The organism is Melioribacteraceae bacterium, from assembly GCA_035362835.1.
Classification (GTDB): Bacteria; Bacteroidota; Ignavibacteria; order Ignavibacteriales; family Melioribacteraceae; genus DSXH01.
In genome coordinates this window covers 499430-522058 of record DAOSDY010000002.1, presented here as the reverse complement: position 1 = coordinate 522058, position 22629 = coordinate 499430, and the positions used below count along the sequence as shown (strand labels likewise).

The following is a 22629-nucleotide window of genomic DNA, read 5'->3' as shown; positions in this document are numbered from 1 at the left end:
CTTCAAGTCATTTCAGGTTGCCGAAAACAAAAATTGCCGTAGCATTTGCCGTAATTGTCGGTTCATTTGTTATATAATCCATCCTGTCATCTCTGTAATAGATATCCTCACTCTGAAATTTTTCATAAATATCTCCCTTTTCATATTGGAGATTGTAAGTTTTTAAGAATGATTTTGTAGCCGGTCCGGCGGCAAAACCACCCGGTAGTCTCCCTTTAAAGTGAGAAATCTGATGGTGAAAATTCCTCGTAAAATTATCACCAACATTATGTATAAAACTGACACCCCATGGATTTCTGCCAAGTATAAAATCTTTCTGTATAGTCGCGAGTGTATCATAGGACTTGTCACCGGTCAATTTTTGCCAGAGAATCTCCTGGAGAGCGATTCCAATAATTGTCTGATTTGTTCCCCATGAAAGTGAAGCCCCAATGCCAAATAGATTGCCGCCACTATTTTCCTTAAAATGGTCGAGATTCTTTTTAATGTAATCCTTATATCTTTCTACAAACCTCGATAACCTGTAATGAGCAATCGAGTTTATATTTCCCCAGCTCCACCAGAAATCTGCACCTGCCGAGTCTGCAAAAACTTTAGCGTCATCCAGATATGATTGATTCTTGTTAGTAAGATATAATTCTACAGCCGCAAGAGCCATTTTACCTTCGAAACTGTTATCAATGTACATTCCGGTTCCGCTGCTGTCGATATTCTGAACTCTATCCTTTATAGCATAATATTTTTCGGCCGCATTTAAACACTTATCAGCGAATTCGGGGAACTGAATTTTACTCCTCCAGATTCGGGAAGCCAGAGCCATTGTTGCCGAATAGATTCCAATCAGATTCTTTCCCATCCCGGAAAAAGCAGGTCTGTCGAAGCCGAGAGGATCATCTTCCGGCATTCTCCACCCTACTTCATGATCACGCAGATCCTGAACCTGTGTTATAAACTTGTCATTTGAATATGCCGCACGGAGAAGCCAGTCGAGTCCAACTTTAGCTTCCTCGAGCATGTCCGGCACACCGTTATTATCTCTGTCGAAACCGAATTTTACCGGATCGAATTCATAAGAGAATAGAAGCATATACGTTGAATAGGCTGTTGTATTCAGAAATTTAACATAGTCACCCGCGTCATGCCATCCGCCGGTTACATCAACTTTCCTATTGATTGATCTCCTTCCGTCGATAATTGAAGTTGCATCCGAAATATGGCAAACCTCATGCTCAGAGGGATTTGTATAACCGCATCTCTGAACTTTAAAAAATTGGAGTAATATTTCAGCAATATTTTTGTAGGGATCGGAATTAATGGTAAAAGGATAGGATTGCCTGTCGGCGATACCGATTATAAACTCGCCTGTATCTCTTACTTCAGAAAAATCGATTACGTAAGAATATTTAAAATTTCCGTACTGCCCGAGGTTGTTCGAAAAAGTATAACTACCTGCATTTTTACCTGATCTTCTGTTTTTTAATTCAGCTTTCATCCCCTCAAGCGGAATATTGGATAATACAATAGCAGATTTATGTTCGGAAGGAAGAAATCCGACCTGATTAATTCTGAAATAAATTTCCGATTCCGCTTTAAGACTTACAGTGCAGTTTGGAATAAGAGCTACAAGAAAAAGACAAACCAGAACAAACTTCGTACGGGACATTTAACCTCTTTAACAACAAATAAATGTTAGATAATTCAATAATAAGAATTATACTGAATCATGAAGAACAATGACATATTACATCACATAGTACATTATAAATTGGAAATTAATCGAACAGGAAATTGGATATTGTTCCTTTCAGGACTTGAAATTCTGCAGGCAAATATAATTAAATAGATGTATAACGGAAAACATAATAAGATTTCTAAATCTGCAGATTAAATTTGTTATTAATCTTAATTCCGAGCCCATTATTACCGCTGAAATAAAGTTGTCCGTTTCTAACTGTCTCAGCAACAAACGGATCATTTTTAATCAGCAGATTGCCGTCTAGGTCAGCATAATCAGCAAGAGGGGACAATAACATTGCAGCTGAAATTGCACAGGAAGTTTCCGTCATACATCCGATCATAATTTTAAGGTTGTATTCCCTCGCTTTTCCAATTATTTCTAGAGCGTTAGCTATTCCGCTGCATTTCATTAATTTAATATTGATACCCGCAAAACAATTTTTAACCGTCTCAATATCGTTAAAGGTTTGCATCGACTCATCAGCGATAATCGGTAAAGGAGATCGTTCATTCAACCAGGAAGTATCTTCAATTCTAGATACCGGAAAGGGCTGTTCAATCAGTTCAACAGAATGTTCTTTAAGGAAATGAGTCAGTTCAAGTGCGGCATATTTATCTGCCCAGCCCTGATTCGCATCAACATATAGTCTCTTATCTGTAAGTTCTCTTACTGTATTTATTATTCTATAATCATCAGCCGTACCGAGTTTTATTTTCAAGATTTTAAAATCGCAGGCTTCCTTTATTTTATGTTCGATGATTTCCGGTTTATCGATTCCGATAGTATAAGATGTAAATAGCGGATCTTTCGTGCTGATACCTAAATATTCATAACAGGGTCGCTCCCATAAATTACCCAGAAGGTCGTGCATTGCGATATCAACCGCTGCTTTTGCAGCAGTGTTCCCTGGGAACTCTCTTTCCATGCTTCGATTAATTTCAATAATATTTTCATATCTAGTGAGATCGGGGTATACTAGTTGTTCTAAAAATGAAGTTACCGATTCCTGATTTTCTTTCAGGTAAGGAGGCAGACTTGCCTCCCCATAACCTTCGATACCGTCCTGAATAAGTTTTACTATTACAGCAGGAGTAGTTTTTCTGGAACTGAAGGAAATATTGAACTGATGTTTAAGTTCAAGGGTGTATTTCTGAAACTTTATCTCCACCCGATTATTCTCGTCCTTTATTACAGTGACATAAAATCATTTCAGACCATTAATATGTTTAAAGAAAAAAAGGTCATCCCAGAAATCCGGGGTGACCTTTCTAATGTTTATTTAAGAATCACCAAAATTTTTTAATTCCGGTGACTAAATGAATCTAAGCAAAGTATGCTTGATGACAGGCATATAGAGCCAGTCCGATCACAGCAATCATGATAAAGACGAATATTGTTGCACCAAGTTTTCCCATTTTATTTTCCTCTTAAAATTTTTGTTGTAAAATAGATTTCATAATTCAACAATTTTGAAATTACTTTAAGAGAACCATTTTCTTTGTAGCAACAAAGCTGCCTGCTGTAATTCTGTACACATATGTACCGCTGGCAACCTTCTGCCCTGAACTGTCCTCCCCGTTCCAGACAGCAGAATAACTGCCTGCATTTCTGTATTCGTTTACAAGTGTATTAACTTCTCTACCAAGCATATCGTATACTTTAACAGTAACGAAATTGTCGTTTGGTATAGCATAGTTAATTCTTGTGGACGGATTAAACGGATTAGGATAATTCTGCTCTAATATGAAATTGGCTGGTATTACTTGATGCTCTGGTTCTACGCTTGTCAATCCGCCGGTGTTAAATGAACCGACAGCAGAATAGACTGACTGAGAACCGGTATTATTTTTAGAATAAACTCTCCAATAGTATTTTGTATTAGGATCTAATCCATCGACTTTTGCAAATTTCTCATCAACACTGCTTATTCTGATTGCACCACTGAAGTCAGCATTCTTCGAGTATTCAACATCATATTTCAGATGAGTAGAAGGCTGGGAAGGCAATGCCCATGAAAGCAATGCTGTTGTACTATTGATCGGCTGTCCTTGAATCGGGCTAACAGCAAACGGGACGATAGCCATGGCTCCGGCGGCGGTTTGGAAACTTGCAACGTAAGACCAGCTTGCTTCAGTATTCGGTGCTGCAGCCAGACGGGACTGAACCTGCCAGTAATATGTTGCTCCTGCGTATAATGTGATTGAAGGAGTAAATGTCAGTGAATTAAATGCTGATGATGTTACTCCAATCCATCCTGTTTCGGTAGCAGTAACGTGATTCAGCATTCCGTTTCCATCAGTACTCGAGTAAGGTGAAATTCTTACTTTGTACTGAAGTGCAGGAGGTGTAACCGCAAACCATGAGAGTGTAGGATTCAATGTTGATACTTCAACACCAACAGGTGAAGTCGGATATGCAACTGAAACTGAATTAATTGAAGCAGGTATTACAAAGCTCTCAGTTGTTGACCAGGCTGACCATGTTAAACCGTTATCAACCGATGATCTGACTCTCCACCAGTAAGTACCCGAAGTTAAACTTGCACCAAGAGTATAGTAGAGGTTTGATGCAAACCATGCCGATGTTCCGAGTGGAGCTACATTAAGGTCCGAATCGTCATCCCATTGTACCTGGAAGTACAATCCGGTTGTAAATGTGCCTGTATACCAGAAGAAGGTAGGCGGATTAATGTAATAATAATAACCGCCAACCGGCCAGGAAGGATAAGGTACTGGCGCAACAGTAGGTGTTGAACTGTAAACAACAAAGCTTTCAACCGAAGACCAGCTGCCGTAGTTAACACCATCAAATACTCTAACCTGCCAATAGTAAGTTTGACCTGCTGTTAAAGGAGCAGGGAAAACTGTATAAAGGTTTGAAGTATAAGCTAAAAATGTAGCCGATCCGTGATTTAATGTCCCAAATCCGTCAACTGAAGGATCAGTTGCATATCTAACCTGATACTGACCTGAGAATAACGTTCCTGTGTACCAGTATAGATATGGAGGATTGGAATAAGTGGTAGCTCCTCCAATCGGATACGATTGGTAAGGTGTCGGTAATCCGGGTGTTGTGAAACTAACAGCCGACGAATATGTGATAATAACTGTACCGGCATTATTCTTAGCTCTAACAATAACATCGTAAGTTGTGCCGGCCGCTAAACCGTTAATTGTATAAAATGCATTTGTAAGATTTGGAATCGTAGTATAGGATAAGAAACTATCATCAGAATAATAAATGTCATATTTAACATTTGCAGTGTAAGGCAACAGTAACCAGGCAAGGTTAACAGATGTGCCGGATGCATAGTAAGTTGTAATTGTAAGATTTCCTAAATGTGTTGTGAATTCCCAGGAGCCGGAATATTTTCCGTCACTCGGACCGCCATTTGCTTTAACTCTCCAGTAGTAAAGTGTACCGGAAGTTAATTGTTCAAAATTGGCAACAGTGTAAGTTAAAGCTCCTATGCTCGTACTTGAAGTCAACGGAACAAGTGCACCAAAAGCAGGATCCGTAGATACTTCAAGATCGTAACTTGCTGCGCCAGCCACTGCTAACCAGGTAAATGTTGGCAGAACAGAAATTCCGACAGCGTAATTGGTCTGTGAAGGATTGGAAACACTGACTAAGAATGTCGTAAAGAATTCCCAGGATGCAGTCCAAGGACCCCAAGTTACTCCGCCGTTATTTGTTGCACGGACTCTCCAATGGTAAGTTGTTCCCGGAGTTAAACCGACTGCAGCATAGGAAGTAGCTCCGCCCGTTGTTGTCTGAATGAAAGGTGAACCGAATGCAGGATCATCATCAACCTGAATTTGATAATCGTCAGCACCGGGAGCTGCGCTCCATGTAAATGTGAAGGATGTTGCAACTCCTTCAGATAAATCAGCAGGAGAAATTAATGTAATATCATCTGCTGTAGTGGTAAAGGAGAATGGACCAATCCATGTTCCTAGAGGATCAGTCTGGCTTCTTACATACCAGTTATAAGTTGTATTGAAAAGAAGTGGACCCGCAATATTAATGCTGTTTGTATTTACGCTTGTACTCAAATCCTCACCCTGAACTCCGCCGTGATCAAGTTCAAAATCGAAATCCGGTCCGAAGAAATTGAGCCAGTCCCATGAAACCAGAATATTTAAATTGGATGTTCCAACATAACCTGTAACAGGGCTGGTAGTTTTACCTACCCATGGATCGTAATCAACAGCACCGGCACCCGGGTTTTCGCTTATTACGCCTCCGGTTCCTCCCGGATTTGTACTAATAGTCGGGCCATCGTAGGCACCGTTGAATCCCCAGTAGTTATTTTCTGCGAGTACCGTCTGATTGCTCTGGTTATCAACTGCGTTAGGCACATCAAAATTGCAATTTACAATTACTGTACCTGTATAATTCGGATCGATCTGAATTGCATAATCAGGATCGAGGTAACTGAAAGTGAAACCGTCGATTGTCACGTTATCTGCGGCAACAGTAATTGCCGGTGACCCGTGATTAACAATTGTTCCGGGTTCAGCAGTAAGTGTTACTTCTTTATCCACGGTGAAAGCATTGTAAGTACCTGCCTGAATAATAACTTCATCACCGTTCTGTGCATTATCGATAGCGTCATCAACATAATCCGGATCGGATGTATCGCCATAATATGTCATTGGAGTAGTAGTGCGGTCTGCACCGTACCAGGGGGAATAATCTACATTGTCAGAAACCGGGCTTCCGGTACCTAAAGCATTAGTAGTTGCATTAAATGGACCAGATAAATTACCCCACCAATTGGCTTCAGCAGAAAGAAGATTTAAACCGGGATCTGCATTGTTTATACCATAAGTAGTATTTAGATCTAAATCATTGTCAGTAACAATCACATCACCGGCATCTTCACGGACTCTGATTCCAGTTTGATTTCCGCTAATGTCATTACCCTGGATCAGAATATTTGTAAAGGTATTATTATTGGCTCCTGTTCCGATATTGACACCAAACTGGAAACCACCGCCACCTGTTCCGGTTACTGTATTTCCATCAACAATAACATTATCAACTGTTCCGGATCCGATAGCATAAGTAATGTTAATACCCTGATAACCTCCGGGCAAACCAGCGGATAAATCTGTTACAATCGAATTCTCAATTATTGATGAATTGGAAGCTTCAGTTGTTATAGCTCTTAGTACATTACCTGTAAATGAATTCCATTTTACTGTAATCGTACCTACGCCGGAATTTTTATTTATATAAATTCCTTCGTAACCAGCTGCTGAAACTGCATTGTGTGTAAAAACATTGTTATGAATATTCAATCCGGAGATGTCGGCATTAAAGACAGTCTGAATTCCTTGAGATATATCATCAGTGTCATCAGAACCGGCAATCCGAAATTCATTGTCATATATCTCAACATCAGTTGCGCCTATGACAATTCCGCTGCTGTAAAAACCATCTACCCATAATGGGCTGACAATAGTAAAACCATGAATAATTGTACCATTCCCAAGTATCTCAATATTTGGATCAGCTAACGGCCAACTTGCGATAGGCACATTTGTAACGCCCTGGATAAATGTCGAGCCGGCACCAGCACCAATAAATTCAATACCGGTCTTTCCTACAGGAATTGTTAAGTCCTCAGTATAGGTACCTGCAGCAACATTAATCGTAGAACCAGAGGCGACATTATCAATTGCGTGCTGAATTGTTAACCAGGGGGTTCCGGGAGAACCGTCGTTAGCATCATTCCCGGTTGTACTGACGTAATACGTTTGTGCAAAGTTCATTCCTGTGAACAGGAAGATGAACAGTGCAAAAACAGTAAATTTGTTTTTCATAAGCACCCTCTTTAGAAATTAAACAAACTTATAGTTTAAGCTCGGCTGTTTTACCCTTTCGGCTGTATCTATTTTCGGCTGTCGGCTGGTAATTAAAATAAGAAAAAGCTAATCCCCTCAGATTACCTTCTTTCTTTATTACTGATTAAAGAATAATACTCTTATATGAACTTCGGCTGGTAACTGGTTCAAAGCTAAGGACTGAATGTCTTATTGTCAAGTAAAAAATTGAAATTCATTTAAAAAAAAATTTCGACACTTCTTCAGGGCTTTTTATTGGTCATTCTGAAACCGGGATATTTAATCTGGAGTTCAGGCAATAATCCCCTGCAGCAGGAATATATATAAGATAGTAAAAGTGAATTTTTCTGTTGCTTATCAGAATTTAATATTGAATATTTGCCCGAATTTTTAAACTAAAAAGGTAAAACCAATTTATGAATTCGGGTCCAAGAGAACAATGGGGAAGCAAAATCGGATTTATACTTGCGGCGGCGGGATCTGCAGTAGGTCTCGGAAATATCTGGAGATTCCCCTACCTGGCCGGCGAAAACGGAGGCGCGGCATTTATTTTTGTTTATGTAGTATGTGTAATCGCAATCGGTATACCGGTTCTCATTGCTGAAATATTGATTGGAAGAACCGCGCAAAAAAATCCTGTCGGTTCTTTTAAGGTCCTTACAAAATCAAAATTCTGGCATGGCATAGGCGGAATGGGTGTTATTGCCGGATTTGTAATTCTCTCCTTCTATTCTGTTGTTGCCGGATGGACTCTCGGATATATTGCTGAAGCTGTAAACGGATCCCTTCTAAACTATGACGTTGCCGAAAAAACCAGCGAGCATTTCTCAACTTTGACTTTAGATCCGATGTGGAACGTATCGCAGCTCGCGATATTTATGATCCTCACGATGGGCATAGTTTATTTCGGTGTTCAAAAAGGAATTGAACTCGGCAGCAAAATTATGATGCCTCTCCTCTTCGTTCTACTTATTGTTTTAATGATCAGAGGATTAACACTCGACGGAGCGTCGGCAGGTATCAATTATCTTTTTAATCCCGACTGGAGTAAGATAAATACAAAAGTGATTCTCGCTGCCCTGGGCCAGGCATTCTTTTCTCTAAGTCTTGGAATGGGTGCAATGCTTACTTACGGCAGCTATATGAGTAAAAAAGATAATATACCTACATCATCGGTATGGATTGCATTTCTTGATACATCTGTTGCCATTATTGCAGGCATCTGCATATTTACGGTTGTATTCGCAACGGGACAGAATCCGGACGTCGGACCAAGCCTTATCTTTAGAACATTGCCGGTTGTATTTACAAAAATGCCGGGCGGGCATTTATTCTCAATTCTGTTTTTCCTTGCACTCGCACTAGCTGCACTTACATCAACAGTTTCACTTTTAGAAGTTGTTACTGCCTATTTTGTAGATGAGAAAGGTTGGGCACGTAAAAAAGCAGTTATAGTGTTTGGAACACTTTCATTAATCCTCGGAATTCCAAGCGCACTCTCAACTAATTTACTTTCCGATTTTAAGATTGCCGGACTTAATTTTTTCGATCTCACAGAATTCATTTCGTCAAATCTGATGCTTCCGATTGGCGGATTTTTTATCGCGATTTTTGTCGGATGGTTGTGGGGGTTTGATAAAGTACTCAATTTTCTAAAAGACGGAAGTGAAAAAATATTCGATAAATTTCCCTGGATAATCGGGTTATGGAAAGTTATTCTAAGGTTTATTGCACCGGTATTAATAATAATTGTCCTGTTAAGTTCAATTGGATTACTTTAATTAAATGAATCCGAAACTAACCAATCTAAATCCATGAAAAAATCCACTGCAGGTATTGTAACTATCGGAATAATCTTTTTGCTTTTTATTTTCGGCGGAAGATCCTTTTTCGATATTGTCTGGTCATTCCCCGGTAATTTCGAAAGTATTAAAGAATTCCCGAGTAAAGATCTACCGTTAGGTTCTATTCCACTGATACTAGCTCTACTACTCGGTACCGGGATTTTTATAACCGTTAAAAATTTCTTTCCGCAATTCCGTTATTTCTGGCACGGAATAAAAGTTACGGCAGGTGTATATGATGATCCGAAAGATGCCGGCGACCTCAGCCACTTTAAAGCGCTTTCAACGGCAATCTCGGCAACCGTAGGCATCGGAAATATCGCCGGTGTTGCAACAGCAATTTACTATGGCGGCCCCGGTGCGCTCTTCTGGATGTGGATATCGGCCATCTTTGGTACATCGCTTAAATTTGCCGAGTGTTCTCTTGCACATAAATACCGGGATATTCTACCCGATGGATCCGTAGCGGGCGGACCGATGTACACAATTGAAAAAGGACTCGGGAAAAATTTTAAATGGCTTGCGATTCTATTCGCGAGCTTTGCCGTTATCTGTTCATTCGCGACCGGCAACGCAATTCAATCTTTCACTCTCTCAGACCAGCTATACTCCGAATATTCTCAGATAGCCGGCACAACAAGTTTCTGGACTCTGAAGCATGAAATCTTTTCCGGATTTTCTGTTTCTGTCTCTCAGATTTTAAACGGAATTTTTATTTCAACAGTTGTAGGATCTGTAATTATAGGCGGAATAAAAAGAATTGGAAATGTCACAAGTATCCTCTCCCCTTTTATGGCGGTGTTTTATTTTGTTACCGCGATGGTAGTAGTTATTTCCAATCTACCGCAGCTCTTCCCTTCCCTCGGAATGATTATTCAAATGGCATTCAATCCTCCGGCACAGATCGCGGGCGTTAGCGGCGGTGCATTTCTCGTTATTCTTAATACGGCTCTCTGGGGAATTAAAAGAGGATTGTATTCAAATGAATCCGGTCAGGGAAGCGCACCGATTGCGCACTCAACCGCTAAAACGAAATACGGAGTTCGCGAAGGTACAGTCGCATTGCTTGAACCGTTTATCGATACAATAATCATTTGTACATTAACCGGACTCGTTATAATTATTACCGGCGCCTGGCATCATACACAGTATTATAAATTGATGAATCCCGAGTATGATGGTGAATTATTGAACGCAAGTCTGCTTACTGCATTCGCATTCAAGCAGGGTTTAAGCTGGCTATTTGACTATGGGGATAAGATAGTTACAATCGGAGTATTCCTCTTTTCAATCTCAACAATTATCAGCTGGTCGTATTACGGTGACAGGGCAACCCATTATCTTTTCGGAGAGAAAGCGATAATTTATTACAAATGGGTCTTTGTTGTATTCGTTTTCATAGGAGCTGTTGCAGAGCTTGAAGCTATATGGGCATTCGGTGATGCGGCGTTAGGGTTCATGACAGCCCCCAACCTTCTCTCTATCATTTTGTTATCCGGAGTTCTTAAGAAAGATGTGAAGGAATATTTTTCCATTAAGCACATTCCGTTCAAAAAAAGATGAACAAATAAAATTAACTGACACTTCCGGGGATTAATCGTCATGAATTAATCCCCGTATTTTATCTCCAATAATTCTTCGATTTTCCTGCGATTTATTTTTGAGATTATTAAATTGTGGCGCAACCTTCAGATTTGTTGCATCCTTATTAATACAATCAATCATTACTCATAAATAGTAATCATTAATAAAGAATAGGTATTTAGATGCATTCAAACTCTAAGCGCGAACAATGGGGCAGTAAAATCGGTTTTATTCTGGCCGCTGCCGGTTCAGCAGTTGGACTAGGGAATATCTGGCGGTTTCCATATCTGGCCGGAGAAAACGGCGGAGCTGCTTTTATTTTTGTCTATATTATCTGCGTGTTTGTTATCGGAATTCCGGTACTGGTTGCAGAAATTCTGATCGGTAGAACAACTCAGAAAAATCCTGTAGGGTCATTTAAATTATTAAGTAAATCTCCGTTCTGGTCTGGTATCGGCGGAATGGGAGTGATCGCCGCATTTGTAATCCTCTCTTTTTATACTGTTGTTGCAGGATGGACATTCGGATATATTATTGAAGCTGTCAACGGGAATTTAATGAATTATAATATCCCGGAAACTGCAAACAGTCATTTTACAGAACTCACTCAGAATTCTTTCTGGAACGTAGGACTACTTGCTCTTTTTATGCTGCTGACAATGGGAATAGTCTATTTCGGCGTTCAGAAAGGGATTGAAAGAGGAAGTAAAATAATGATGCCGATGCTCTTCGTGTTATTGATTGTTCTTATGATTAGAGGATTAACTCTTGACGGTGCTTCCAAAGGACTTGAGTATTTATTCAATCCCGACTTCAGTAAAATAAACACTGGAGTTATACTTTCAGCACTCGGGCAGGCGTTTTTCTCTATGAGTCTTGGAATGGGGGCAATGCTTACTTACGGTAGCTATATGTCTAAGAAACAAAATGTACCCGGGTCATCTGTATGGATTGCAATGCTTGATCTATCGATAGCAATTATTTCGGGCATCTGCATCTTCACAGTCGTATTTGCTACTGGTCAGAATCCTGACGTAGGTCCGAGTCTTATTTTCCGCACGCTTCCGGTGGTATTCACAAAGATGCCGGGCGGATACTTCTTCTCTATCCTGTTTTTCTTTGCATTAACATTAGCAGCTCTTACATCAACCGTTTCATTGCTCGAAGTAGTAACCGCATATTTTGTAGATGAGAAAGGATGGAGCAGAAAAAAAGCAGTACTCTTTTTCGGTTCGCTTTCTTTATTACTTGGTATTCCTAGCGCGTTATCGTTTAATCTTCTTGCAGACGCACAGATATTCGGTCTAACCTTTTTCGGACTTACAGAATTTATTTCCTCGAATTTATTATTACCGATCGGCGGATTCTTCATTGCCCTGTTTGTAGGATGGTACTGGGGATTTGAAACTGTAATTCAGAATGTTAAAGAGGGAGCCGAATCCGTGTTCGGCAAATTTCCGTGGCTTTTAGGCTACTGGAAAATAATTTTGAGATTCGTTGCACCGATATTAATCATAATTGTTTTACTTAGTTCCTTAGGAATAATTTAGATCATTGACAATTCATTTCATCACAAAAAATAGAGAGATATGAAAAAATCAACTGCCGGTCTAATTACACTTGGAATCATCTTTTCAATATTCATATTTGGCGGAGAGGAATTTTTTAATACCGTTTGGTCCTTCCCCGGAAATATTGAAAGCATTAAGAATTTTCCGAGTAAAGAAGTACCTCTCGGTTCAATCCCTCTTATGCTTCTTTTATTGTTAGGTACAGGTGTTTTCATCACATTTAAACTGCTATTCCCGCAGATCAGATATTTCTGGCACGGAATTAAAGTAACAGCCGGAACATATGATGACCCAAGTGATCAGGGAGATCTCAGTCATTTCAAAGCACTCGCAACCGCCATATCGGCAACAGTTGGAATTGGAAATATTGCCGGAGTAGCTACCGCAATTTATTACGGCGGACCTGGTGCATTATTCTGGATGTGGATGACAGGATTGTTCGGAACCGCACTCAAATTTGCCGAAGTATCGCTGGCACATAAGCACCGGGATATTCTGCCGGATGGATCAGCGGCCGGCGGTCCGATGTACACAATTGAAAAAGGATTGGGTCCTAAATGGAAATGGCTTGCTATTCTTTTTGCAAGCTTTGCTGTCATATGTTCGTTTGCAACGGGTAACGCGATTCAGGCTTTTACACTTTCCGACCAGTTGTTTTCGGAAACCAAACAGATTCTAGGTACAGAAAGTTTCTGGACTATCCAGCATGCTATCATCGGAAATTTTTCTGTTTCTTATACTCAGATAATAATTGGCCTTGTGTTATCGAGCCTTATTGGCCTTGTAATAATCGGCGGCATAAAAAGAATTGGAAATGTAACCGGATTTCTTTCACCTTTCATGGCAGTGATATATGTTTTTACTTCACTAGTTGTTCTGATTTCCAATCTGCCTCATTTAGGGCCGGCCTTCGGCATGATATTCGATTTTGCATTCAATCCCCCTGCTCAAATTGCCGGAGTAGGCGGGGGAACATTTTTAATCTGGCTTAATACTGTTTTGTGGGGCGTGAAAAGAGGTCTCTACTCCAATGAATCCGGCCAGGGGAGCGCACCCATCGCCCATTCAACAGCAAAGACTAAATACGGCGTAAGAGAAGGAACTGTTGCCTTGCTCGAACCGTTCATCGACACAATTACAATCTGTACGTTAACAGGATTAGTTATTATTACGACAGATGCGTGGCATCATACTCAGTACTACGTAAATCATATAGATCCTTCTTTCTCAGGGGCTATGTACAACGCAAGTTTACTGACCTCTTATGCGTTCAAGCAGGGCTTAAGCTGGCTTTTCAGTTACGGTGATAAAATTGTAACGCTCGGAGTTCTGCTCTTCGCAACATCGACTATTATCAGCTGGTCATACTACGGCGATAGAGCTTCGCATTATCTCTTCGGAGAGAGAGCAATCCTTCCTTATAAATGGGTATTCATTGTATTTGTATTTATCGGGGCAATAGCTGAACTGGAGGCTATCTGGGCTTTCGGGGATGCCGCACTCGGATTCATGACAGCACCAAACCTGCTAACGATTATTTTATTGTCGGGTGTGCTAAAGAAGGATGTTAAGAATTATTTCTCGATGAAACATGTGCCGTATAAAGAATTGTTAAAAGAGAAGAATAAATAATAAGTCTTCCGGGTTTCTGCAACTTACTGCAGAGACCCGGAATTTTAATCTCTTATCCGAAGAAAGTTTCAGCAACCTGCATTAATTCCATATCAACAGTTTTTAATTTCCCTGTTGCTTCTGCAAGTTCAACTCCAATAATTTCATTACCTCTCAGCGATGCCATTTTCCCCCAGTCCCCTTTATTAACCAGTTCCGCGGCAAAAACACCAAAGCGTGTTGCAAGAACTCTATCATAGGCTGTAGGGCTTCCGCCTCTCTGAATGTGACCGAGAATAGTAGCCCTGGTTTCATAACCGGTTCTTTTTTCAATTTCATCAGCCAGCACATTACCGATTCCGCCGAGACGGACATGACCGAATGAGTCTTTCTTCATGCTGCTGAGAATAAATGATCCGTCTTTATCTGCTTCGTCTTCAGTCTGAAGTTTTGCCCCTTCCGAAACTACAACTATGCTGAAGCTTTTTCCGCTGGCATGACGTTTTGTTAAAACAGAACAAACTTCATCAATGTTAAATGGTTTTTCGGGAACAAGTATGATATCGGCTCCTCCGGCAATCCCAGCCCAGATGGCAATCCATCCGGCATGTCTTCCCATAACTTCAACAACTATTACTCTGTTGTGCGATTCCGCTGTTGTATGAAGCCTGTCGATTGCTTCCGTAGCAATGTTAACGGCAGTATCGAATCCGAATGTAAAGTCGGTTGCATTTAAATCATTATCAATTGTTTTAGGGACACCAACAACTTTAACACCGGCTTTATACAATTTGGAAGCTATACCGAGAGTATCCTCACCGCCGATAGCAACGATAGCATCAATTCCGTTTTTAGCAAGATTGTTTTTTACCGTCTCTTCACCATTTTCAATTTTGTAGATATTTGTTCTTGATGTGCCAAGAATTGTACCTCCGCGATGAAGTATACCGGAAATTGTGTCACGGTCGAGCTTACAATAATTGTTGTCTATTAACCCCTTCCAACCTTCCCTAATTCCTATAACCTCTTTACCGCTTTGAAGTGCTTTTCTAACAACAGCTCTAATAACAGCATTTAGACCGGGGCAATCTCCCCCGCCGGTTAATATTCCTATTTTCATATATACTCCGGTTTAAAAATTATATCAGTTTTAAATTGGCAAATTTAGTAAGAAGCTGTTTAGTACCGCTTTCTTCGAAAGCAATTGTAACTCTCTGCATATCACCGGTTCCAACAATCTGAAGTATTTTTCCCATTCCAAAGAGTTGATGAGTAACCCGGCTGCCAACACGCAGAGATCTTCTCTCCTGATCAAAATCGTCGTAACTCTCCTGATAATATTCATCTACAAAATCCCTTTTGCGTCTTCCGGACTTTCTGCCACCTGCGCCGTTCAATTCTTCAAATGTATTTTCATCCAGTTCATCAAGAAATCTTGATTTGCTCTGATATGCCACCTCTCCGAAACGATATCTAGAACGCGCATACGTTAGAAATACTTTCTGCTGAGCGCGCGTTATGGCGACATAGAACAATCGTCTCTCCTCTTCAATCTTGGAATCCGAATCAAAGCGGGGACTTAAGGGGAAAATATCCTCTTCGAGACCGGTGATAAATACTAACGGGAATTCCAATCCTTTTGCACTATGAACAGTCATCAGTGTAACCGAATTGACCTTCTCATCGTACTGATCCACACCTGAGACAAGAGAGACTTCGGCAAGAAAATCATCAAGTTTAGAATCCGGATTTTCTTTGCTGTACTGCTGAACCGCGGAGAGGAGCTCCTGAATATTGTCGTACCTGGCCATCGATTCGGCTGAATTTTCTTCCTTATAAATTTTCAATATACCGAGTTCGTCAACAAGCGCCGAAGTCAATTCACCAATCGAGAGTTTATCCTTGAGATCAATATACTTGTCAAGTAACATCTTAAACTGCTTTACATTTTTCTGTATTCTTTCTTTTACTTCAATAACCTCAAACACACGGGACATAGTAGTAAAGAGAGAAAGCTCGAGCTTACGGGCAAACGCAATCATTTTCGTTATAGATGTATTCCCTATGCCCCTTTGCGGGAAGTTCATTATACGAAGTAAACTTTCCTCGTCATTCTGGTTAGTAAGAACTCTAAGATATGCCAGTACGTCTTTCACTTCCTTTCTTCTGTAAAACTCAACACCGCCGACAATCTTATAAGGAATTTTCTCTCTTCTAAGAGCATCTTCAAGAGCTCTCGACTGAGAATTAAGCCGGTAGAAAATTGAAATATCATTTAAGGACAATTTACGAGTAGAGATTTCCTTCTTAATTTTTTTAGCGATCTGAAACGCTTCATCCTTTTCATCAGAAGCCCGCATCAGAGTAAGTTCTTCACCGTCGTTATTTTCCGTCCATAACGTTTTTGTAATCTGCTCTGTATTATTCTTAATAATGGAATCCGCTGCGGCAAGAATCATTTTTGTTGAACGGTAATTCTGCTCGAGCCTGAAAATTTTTGCCCCTTTAAAATCTTTTTTAAAGTTGAGCATATTTTTTATTTCGGCACCGCGCCAGCTGTAGATACTTTGTGCATCATCACCGACAACACAGACTTTATCTTTAGTGGGACTTAATAATTTAAGCAACTGATACTGAGCTTTATTTGTATCCTGATATTCATCAACAAGGATATATTTAAATTGCTTCTTGTATTTGGATAGGATCTTTGAATTTTCTTCGAATAATTCGATCGGCTTCAGAAGAAGGTCGTCGAAATCCATGGCATTATTTTCGAATAAACGTTTATTGTATTCGGTATAGATTTCAAGAAATTTTTTATCGGCAAGTGTAGTTGCCATATTTTTGCCGAAGTTTTCCGGTTTAATCATTTGGTTTTTGAGAAAGCTGATTTTATGCTGAACTCCATTCGGGGTAAGATTTTCAAGGTTAATATTCAGATTCTGCAAAACATTACTGACAAGAGAGACCGAATCCTCCCGGTCGTATATCGAAAAATTTGGTTGATAATTGAGGGATTTTGCTTCAATCCTGAGAATCCGTGCAAAGATGGAATGAAATGTGCCCATCCAGAGAGATGAGGCTTTTTTTCCAACCAGAACTTTAATCCTTTCTTTCATTTCCTTGGCAGCTTTATTAGTAAAAGTAAGCGCCAAAATTGAATCAGGTTCAAGCCCTTTATCGATCAAATATGCGATTTTATATGTTAAAACGCGTGTTTTTCCCGATCCGGCACCCGCTACAATCATGTGTGGACCGGAATTGTACTCCACAGCTTTGAGCTGTTCCTGATTTAGATCATTTAGAATTTTCATGGTTTCTTGGTTTTTGTGGAATTTTAGCTGGCAAAGGTATGAAAAATCGGATGGATTTTCAATCCGGATTAAAGAAAATAATATGTGTTAAAAGAGACGGAAAATTAAATAAGAAGTTTTCCGTTCTTCATAATCATTGCACCGTCGAAATATACGGTTGGTCTTTTTACGACTCCATCGAGATGAATCGGAACATTTACCAGTCCGCCCATCGATTTGTTATCGCCGATGGCAATATGAATTGTGCCCATTACTTTTTCGTCTTCAAGAAGAAGTCCGCTCAGTTTCGCTTTATCATTGGTACCGATACCGAACTCAGCAATATTTCTTGCAGGCATATCGTAATTGCTTAGGATCTTGTTAAGTTTATTTGCCTGGGCACCTCCTGAAATTTCTACAGCGAAACCGTCTTCAACAACAATTCTTATCGGTCTGCCTTTGATTACGCCGATACCGGCCATGGATCCGTCAACAACAAAAACGCCGTTCGATTTTCCTTCGAGTGGCGCTATGTATGCTTCTCCGGTAGGCAAATTTCCGCTCTCCCCTTTTGCGTGGAAGAGTCCTTTGCTAGCGTGACCTTGCCTGGTTGAAATATCCATTGTTATATCAGTTCCATTAGGAGCCGTAACCCGGACAATATTAGTATTTGTAAGAATATCTGTTAATCTTATTGTGAGTGCTGCAATTTTTTTATAATCAGCATTTAATCCTCTTACCATAATCTCTTCAGTAATACCCGGGAAAGTAGCGATTCTTGAACCCTGTGCCGAAGCTTCCCTTCTTGCATTAGTATGCGTTAAAGATTTGGCAGTAGGACAAAGTACAACGTCGAACATTTTCATTAACCGGCCGACCTGTTCGGGCGGTTCCTGTCCGTGCATCTCTCTCGATTTGATCTCAACATATAAAGATTCATGACCCAGACCGAGAGAATTTTTATAAAGGTTGTAACCGATTTTTTTCTTTTTCTCGTCAGTAATGATTAAAACGGATTCTTCTTTTTTAGTCCCCATACAGTCGCGAATTGCAATGATAGAAGCTTTGTCGAGTTGAGATAATTTCATAATTCACCTTTAGTAATTAGAGTGGGAAACCGATATTTAATTGAACAGTGGCTAAAAAGCCCCCTTTGGCGACCGGATTCGTGATTTTTCCTGCACCGACAGGTAATTCAGTTTTAAGATCGAACTGATCATATTTAAGGAAGCTGTATCCTGCAGTACCTTCAATACTGATATAATCCGGGACAATATGAATTAAAAGTCCCGAGGCGATATAATAATTTACTTTTTTATTAGCCGGTTCATACTTCAGTTCATAGAGCTGCTTATCATTTTCAAGCACGGTATGAACAAATTCTGTGTTGTAGAAAACGACACCGCCTTCTATAATTTTCAAATCAATAATAGAGAGGAGCGGGACACCAATATCAACGGCCAATCCCCAATGATTCATCGAGAGCTGATATTTATTTTTAAATACTGAATTTTGTGCGGTCTGATTTTGTTCGAGGTTCTCCCTCATAAACTGATAAAATCCTTTTGCGGAGATAAAGAAATTTTCGAACTTTGCCCTGAAGAAATTAGCCCCGATACGGTAACCGGAACCTTTTTTAAATTCAACAACTGAAGAAGGAGCCGGACCGTAATTATTCAGCTTAATGTAATCGTTCAATCCGTCAACAATATACTGTTGCTGCGAAAACCCCGCATAGAAACCGCTAAGGCCAAGACAACCGAAACCGAAAGTCTGGGATTTTATTACAGCCGCCGGAAGCAAAAAGATCAACGCAAGGGGAAATATTATTTTTGAACTCAATTTCAGCATCAGATAAAATACTCCATAGCTTCGGGACAATTTACAAAAAAAAGTGTTAAGTTCTTAAGGGCTATTTCGAATCCCTTTTTCCAAACCATGACTACCCGGCCCCATTTCACTCCGTCTTAGCAGTAACGCGAAAAGGAGTCCGAAGAATCCTAGTGAAGAGAAGATCCACATACCGAGTGTATAACCTCCTGAAAAGTCGTTGGCCCAGCCGATCATAAAATTAAATCCGGCTAGACCGATGTTCTGTATCATAGTCATAAGTCCATATGCAGTTCCAAGTTTCGATTCATCAACAATAATGGCAACCGAGGGCCACATAACCGCGGGAATTAAAGAAAATGCAAGTCCCATCATCGCCATAGGAATAAAGAGTGAGATATTCGTGTAGGCCATAAGGAGGTAAACAGGAATAAGAATTAGAGAACCGATCATCATAAGCAGAGACCGCCGGCCGATATAGTCTGCAAAGAGACCGAATAAAGGCGTTAAGACCATTGCCGAAAGAGTTAGCATGCTGGAAAGAAATCCTCCGAACTCCCTTGTTGTTCCGTGCACATCAATAAAAAACTTAACCGCGAAAGTCTGAAATGGAAAAATTCCCGAATAAAAAGTTACACAAAGCAGTACTACAAACCAGTAGGACTTGGAGAAAGAGAAGATTTCCCTGAAAATAATTTTATCCTGTTTAGGGACAGGCCTTAAAGAATAATTTTTTTCAGCAAATGAATCCATTCCCCAGTAGATAATTACAGAAGCAATAGAGATTACCCCGGCGCCAACTGATAGAAGGAGCGGATACTGCCAGTTCTCGTACAATCCCCCGGCCCAGGTAGGTGAGTTAAGTGCCGCGAAAGAACCGAGCCGAGCAAGTGTTAGATTTAATCCGAATGCAAACGAAAGCTGTTTCCCTTTAAACCATCTTCCGATTACTGTTGTAACAGCAACAATCATCGATTCAGCACCGAGTCCGAACACCAGTCTTCCGATTGCCATCATAGTCAGATTGTCGAATGAAGCCGTAATTATGGCTCCAACAAGGCATAATGTTGTGAAAATGAATGTTGAAATTCGGGTTCCGATTTTGTCTATTATAATTCCGCCGAGAAGAACCATTAATACATTCGGTACACTGTAGATGCCCTGAAGCAAACCGATATCCGAATCAGTAAAGTTCAGTTGTTTTACTAGCAAGTCGGCGAGCGGACTTATGCTGTCGTAAATATAATAATTGCCGAACATTGCAAGTGAAACGAACACAAGAATAAGCCACCGGAAAAGCTGTGATGGTTCGGGTTTTGCAGAGGATTGATTTTCCATTATCTCCCTTTAATAGAATAATAATCCTGATCATGCACTGATCAAATCAGCCGCACGATCAGGATAGAGAAACAAATATTAGTTAGCAGGAATGTTCCTTAAAGCGTTCAATAAGAGATTCCAGAATTTTTCTACAGTACTGATTTGAACCTGTTCATCTGGTGAATGCGCGCCTGTGATTGTAGGACCGAAAGAGATCATATCCATATCAGGGAATCTTTCTTTTATTATTCCGCATTCAAGACCGGCATGAATCGCTTTAACTTCCGGGTGGTTATTATACATCGACTCATAAACATTTTTCATAACGGCGAGGACCGGCGAGTGGATATCAGGCTTCCATCCTGGATAACCATCACCCTGCTTAACTTCAGCTTTTGCAAGTCTGAAAAGAGCGACGATAGAATTTGAAATGTCTTTCTTCTCTGATTCGACTGAACTTCTCTGGCTTAAAATAACCTCTACTGTTTTACCTTTTGTGACAACGACTGCAAGGTTAGAAGATGTTTCAACTAATCCTTCAATATCCGCACTCATTTTAATAACACCGTTAGGAACTGAATAAAGAGAATCGATAAGGTTAGCCGCTAAGGTTTTATCCATAACCTTTGCTTTCGATTTAATCTCGGATGCAGAGACATTCAGATTCGGCTCAACACTTGCAAGTTCCTCTTTAACAATACCATTATAACTCTCTACATACGCAAAAATATCCGCGGATAATTTCTTCGCAATCCGAACAACAGCGAATGTCTCTCTTGGAATTGCATTATGCTTGCTACCTCCGTTTATGGAGACTAGACGTATTCCGAATTTATTGTTTAAATCGTGAAGAAGTCTGGACATTAATTTAACCGCATTTCCTCTTCCGGTTTGAATATCCAGACCTGAATGGCCGCCTTTCAATCCGGTAACTTTTAATTCTAAAGCAATAGTGTTAGCAGGAATTTCCGAGGGTTTGAAAGTGAATTTTACAAAAGTATTCTGCCCACCCGAACATCCTATATAAAAAGCGCCGTCTTCTTCGGAATCGAGGTTGATAAGTATTTTCGATTTCAGAAATCCCGGTTTCAATGCCTGTGCCCCGTTTAAACCGGTCTCCTCGTCAAGTGTAAAAAGTGCTTCAACCGGACCGTGCTGCAGATCATTCGATTCGAGTACTGCAAGCGCAGCAGCAACGCCGATACCGTTATCGCTTCCAAGGGTTGTTCCGCGCGCTTTTACCCAGTCGCCGTCTATATACGCTTGAATCGGATCTTTATCGAAGTCGTGTGCTACATCATTGTTCTTTTCAGCAACCATATCGAGATGTCCCTGCAGGACCACTGGAGTGCGGTTTTCAAATCCGGGTGTAGCCGGTTTTCTGATAACAATGTTTCCGAATTCATCGGTTTGAAATTCAAGATTGTTATTTTTTGCAAATCCTGTTACATATTTAGCAATTTTTTCTTCCTTGCGGGACGGGTGCGGAATATTGCAAATCTCTTCGAAATGTTTCCATAATAGTCCTGGTTTTAAATTTCCTAATACGTTTCCCATCTAATACCTCCTATAAATTAATTTCTTGAAATGTTATCAATCTTTGTTCGTAAAGGCCCGTAAGAAATTTTGTTAGTCTCTGATTTACGGGTTCAATTTTTTCGCCGAATTTATTTAAAAGAATACTTGAAATTTCTCTTACAGTTTTTTTGCCGTCGAGAAGGAGCCATGTCTGAGATCCGATCTCGTCGAGTTTTAATTTTATTTCGGGTGATTTCAGTTTCGGGACAATATATTTGAGAGCAATTCTATTTTTGAATTTCGGAATAAGGATTGTGACTATATTATCTTCACCTATTTCATCTTTGTGCAAGCGTAAAGGTCTAAGGTCAAGGTAATTGGCATTTTTCAGAATTCTTCTGCGTTGACTAAAGCTAAGAGGCATGATCGATCCTTAAAAAAAATCTTCCCCGGCACATTGCACTGCAA

General features: G+C 40.2%; 14 protein-coding genes. 4 read left to right on the top strand and 10 right to left on the bottom strand.

The annotated features are described in order from the left end of the window. Positions 1-7: 7 nt before the first annotated feature. From PLZ15_09490 to PLZ15_09480, 3 genes are all read right to left on the bottom strand, one after another. A complete protein-coding gene (locus tag PLZ15_09490; GenBank protein HOI29975.1) occupies positions 8-1663 on the bottom strand; it encodes a glycoside hydrolase family 9 protein in 1656 nt (551 codons plus the stop codon). Positions 1664-1871: 208 nt separating this feature from the next. After that, positions 1872-2906: a dipeptide epimerase gene (locus tag PLZ15_09485; GenBank protein HOI29974.1), complete on the bottom strand. Its 1035-nt coding sequence runs from the start codon at positions 2904-2906 to the stop codon at positions 1872-1874. 307 nt (positions 2907-3213) lie between these two features. Beyond that, positions 3214-7569: a fibronectin type III domain-containing protein gene (locus tag PLZ15_09480; GenBank protein ID HOI29973.1), complete on the bottom strand. Its 4356-nt coding sequence runs from the start codon at positions 7567-7569 to the stop codon at positions 3214-3216. Positions 7570-8006: 437 nt separating this feature from the next. Here PLZ15_09480 and PLZ15_09475 point away from each other — a divergent pair, with 437 nt between their 5' ends. From PLZ15_09475 to PLZ15_09460, 4 genes are all read left to right on the top strand, one after another. Next, positions 8007-9371 carry a sodium-dependent transporter gene (locus PLZ15_09475; protein HOI29972.1) on the top strand — a complete coding sequence of 455 codons (1365 nt, stop codon included), beginning with the start codon at positions 8007-8009 and terminating at the stop codon, positions 9369-9371. Positions 9372-9404: 33 nt separating this feature from the next. Further along, the gene (locus PLZ15_09470) at positions 9405-10997 is read left to right on the top strand and encodes a sodium:alanine symporter family protein (protein HOI29971.1); all 1593 of its coding nucleotides are present in this window, start codon (positions 9405-9407) and stop codon (positions 10995-10997) included. Positions 10998-11200: 203 nt separating this feature from the next. After that, complete coding sequence (locus PLZ15_09465) at positions 11201-12568, top strand: sodium-dependent transporter (GenBank protein ID HOI29970.1); 1368 nt, start codon at positions 11201-11203, stop codon at positions 12566-12568. A 39-nt stretch (positions 12569-12607) separates the two neighbouring features. Continuing rightward, a complete protein-coding gene (locus PLZ15_09460; GenBank protein ID HOI29969.1) occupies positions 12608-14221 on the top strand; it encodes an alanine/glycine:cation symporter family protein in 1614 nt (537 codons plus the stop codon). Positions 14222-14273: 52 nt separating this feature from the next. Here PLZ15_09460 and PLZ15_09455 read toward each other — a convergent pair whose 3' ends face one another. From PLZ15_09455 to PLZ15_09425, 7 genes are all read right to left on the bottom strand, one after another. After that, positions 14274-15320, bottom strand: coding sequence for an ATP-dependent 6-phosphofructokinase (locus PLZ15_09455; GenBank protein ID HOI29968.1), 1047 nt, complete (start codon positions 15318-15320; stop codon positions 14274-14276). 19 nt (positions 15321-15339) lie between these two features. Further along, positions 15340-17514 (bottom strand): UvrD-helicase domain-containing protein, encoded by a 2175-nt coding sequence (locus PLZ15_09450; protein ID HOI29967.1) that lies wholly within the window; start codon positions 17512-17514, stop codon positions 15340-15342. Positions 17515-17618: 104 nt separating this feature from the next. Next, positions 17619-18581 carry an aminopeptidase gene (locus tag PLZ15_09445; GenBank protein ID HOI29966.1) on the bottom strand — a complete coding sequence of 321 codons (963 nt, stop codon included), beginning with the start codon at positions 18579-18581 and terminating at the stop codon, positions 17619-17621. A 16-nt stretch (positions 18582-18597) separates the two neighbouring features. Next, complete coding sequence (locus tag PLZ15_09440; protein HOI29965.1) at positions 18598-19344, bottom strand: hypothetical protein; 747 nt, start codon at positions 19342-19344, stop codon at positions 18598-18600. Between the two features lie 54 nt (positions 19345-19398). Next, on the bottom strand, positions 19399-20661 hold the full coding sequence (locus PLZ15_09435; GenBank protein ID HOI29964.1) for an MFS transporter: 1263 nt from the start codon (positions 20659-20661) through the stop codon (positions 19399-19401). A 78-nt stretch (positions 20662-20739) separates the two neighbouring features. Then, the gene (locus tag PLZ15_09430; GenBank protein ID HOI29963.1) at positions 20740-22200 is read right to left on the bottom strand and encodes an aminoacyl-histidine dipeptidase; all 1461 of its coding nucleotides are present in this window, start codon (positions 22198-22200) and stop codon (positions 20740-20742) included. 10 nt (positions 22201-22210) lie between these two features. Next, positions 22211-22585: a PqqD family protein gene (locus PLZ15_09425; protein ID HOI29962.1), complete on the bottom strand. Its 375-nt coding sequence runs from the start codon at positions 22583-22585 to the stop codon at positions 22211-22213. Between the last annotated feature and the right edge of the window lie 44 nt (positions 22586-22629).

What these genes read in the sequence shown, in the direction of transcription:
- PLZ15_09480 (HOI29973.1), bottom strand. Translation starts at nt 7,569, where the DNA reads ATGAAAAACAAATTTACTGTTTTTGCACTGTTCATCTTCCTGTTCACA.
- PLZ15_09460 (HOI29969.1), top strand. Translation starts at nt 12,608, where the DNA reads ATGAAAAAATCAACTGCCGGTCTAATTACACTTGGAATCATCTTTTCA.
- PLZ15_09490 (HOI29975.1), bottom strand. Translation starts at nt 1,663, where the DNA reads ATGTCCCGTACGAAGTTTGTTCTGGTTTGTCTTTTTCTTGTAGCTCTT.
- PLZ15_09440 (HOI29965.1), bottom strand. Translation starts at nt 19,344, where the DNA reads ATGCTGAAATTGAGTTCAAAAATAATATTTCCCCTTGCGTTGATCTTT.
- PLZ15_09435 (HOI29964.1), bottom strand. Translation starts at nt 20,661, where the DNA reads ATGGAAAATCAATCCTCTGCAAAACCCGAACCATCACAGCTTTTCCGG.
- PLZ15_09450 (HOI29967.1), bottom strand. Translation starts at nt 17,514, where the DNA reads ATGAAAATTCTAAATGATCTAAATCAGGAACAGCTCAAAGCTGTGGAG.
- PLZ15_09475 (HOI29972.1), top strand. Translation starts at nt 8,007, where the DNA reads ATGAATTCGGGTCCAAGAGAACAATGGGGAAGCAAAATCGGATTTATA.
- PLZ15_09465 (HOI29970.1), top strand. Translation starts at nt 11,201, where the DNA reads ATGCATTCAAACTCTAAGCGCGAACAATGGGGCAGTAAAATCGGTTTT.
- PLZ15_09455 (HOI29968.1), bottom strand. Translation starts at nt 15,320, where the DNA reads ATGAAAATAGGAATATTAACCGGCGGGGGAGATTGCCCCGGTCTAAAT.
- PLZ15_09430 (HOI29963.1), bottom strand. Translation starts at nt 22,200, where the DNA reads ATGGGAAACGTATTAGGAAATTTAAAACCAGGACTATTATGGAAACAT.
- PLZ15_09470 (HOI29971.1), top strand. Translation starts at nt 9,405, where the DNA reads ATGAAAAAATCCACTGCAGGTATTGTAACTATCGGAATAATCTTTTTG.
- PLZ15_09445 (HOI29966.1), bottom strand. Translation starts at nt 18,581, where the DNA reads ATGAAATTATCTCAACTCGACAAAGCTTCTATCATTGCAATTCGCGAC.
- PLZ15_09425 (HOI29962.1), bottom strand. Translation starts at nt 22,585, where the DNA reads ATGCCTCTTAGCTTTAGTCAACGCAGAAGAATTCTGAAAAATGCCAAT.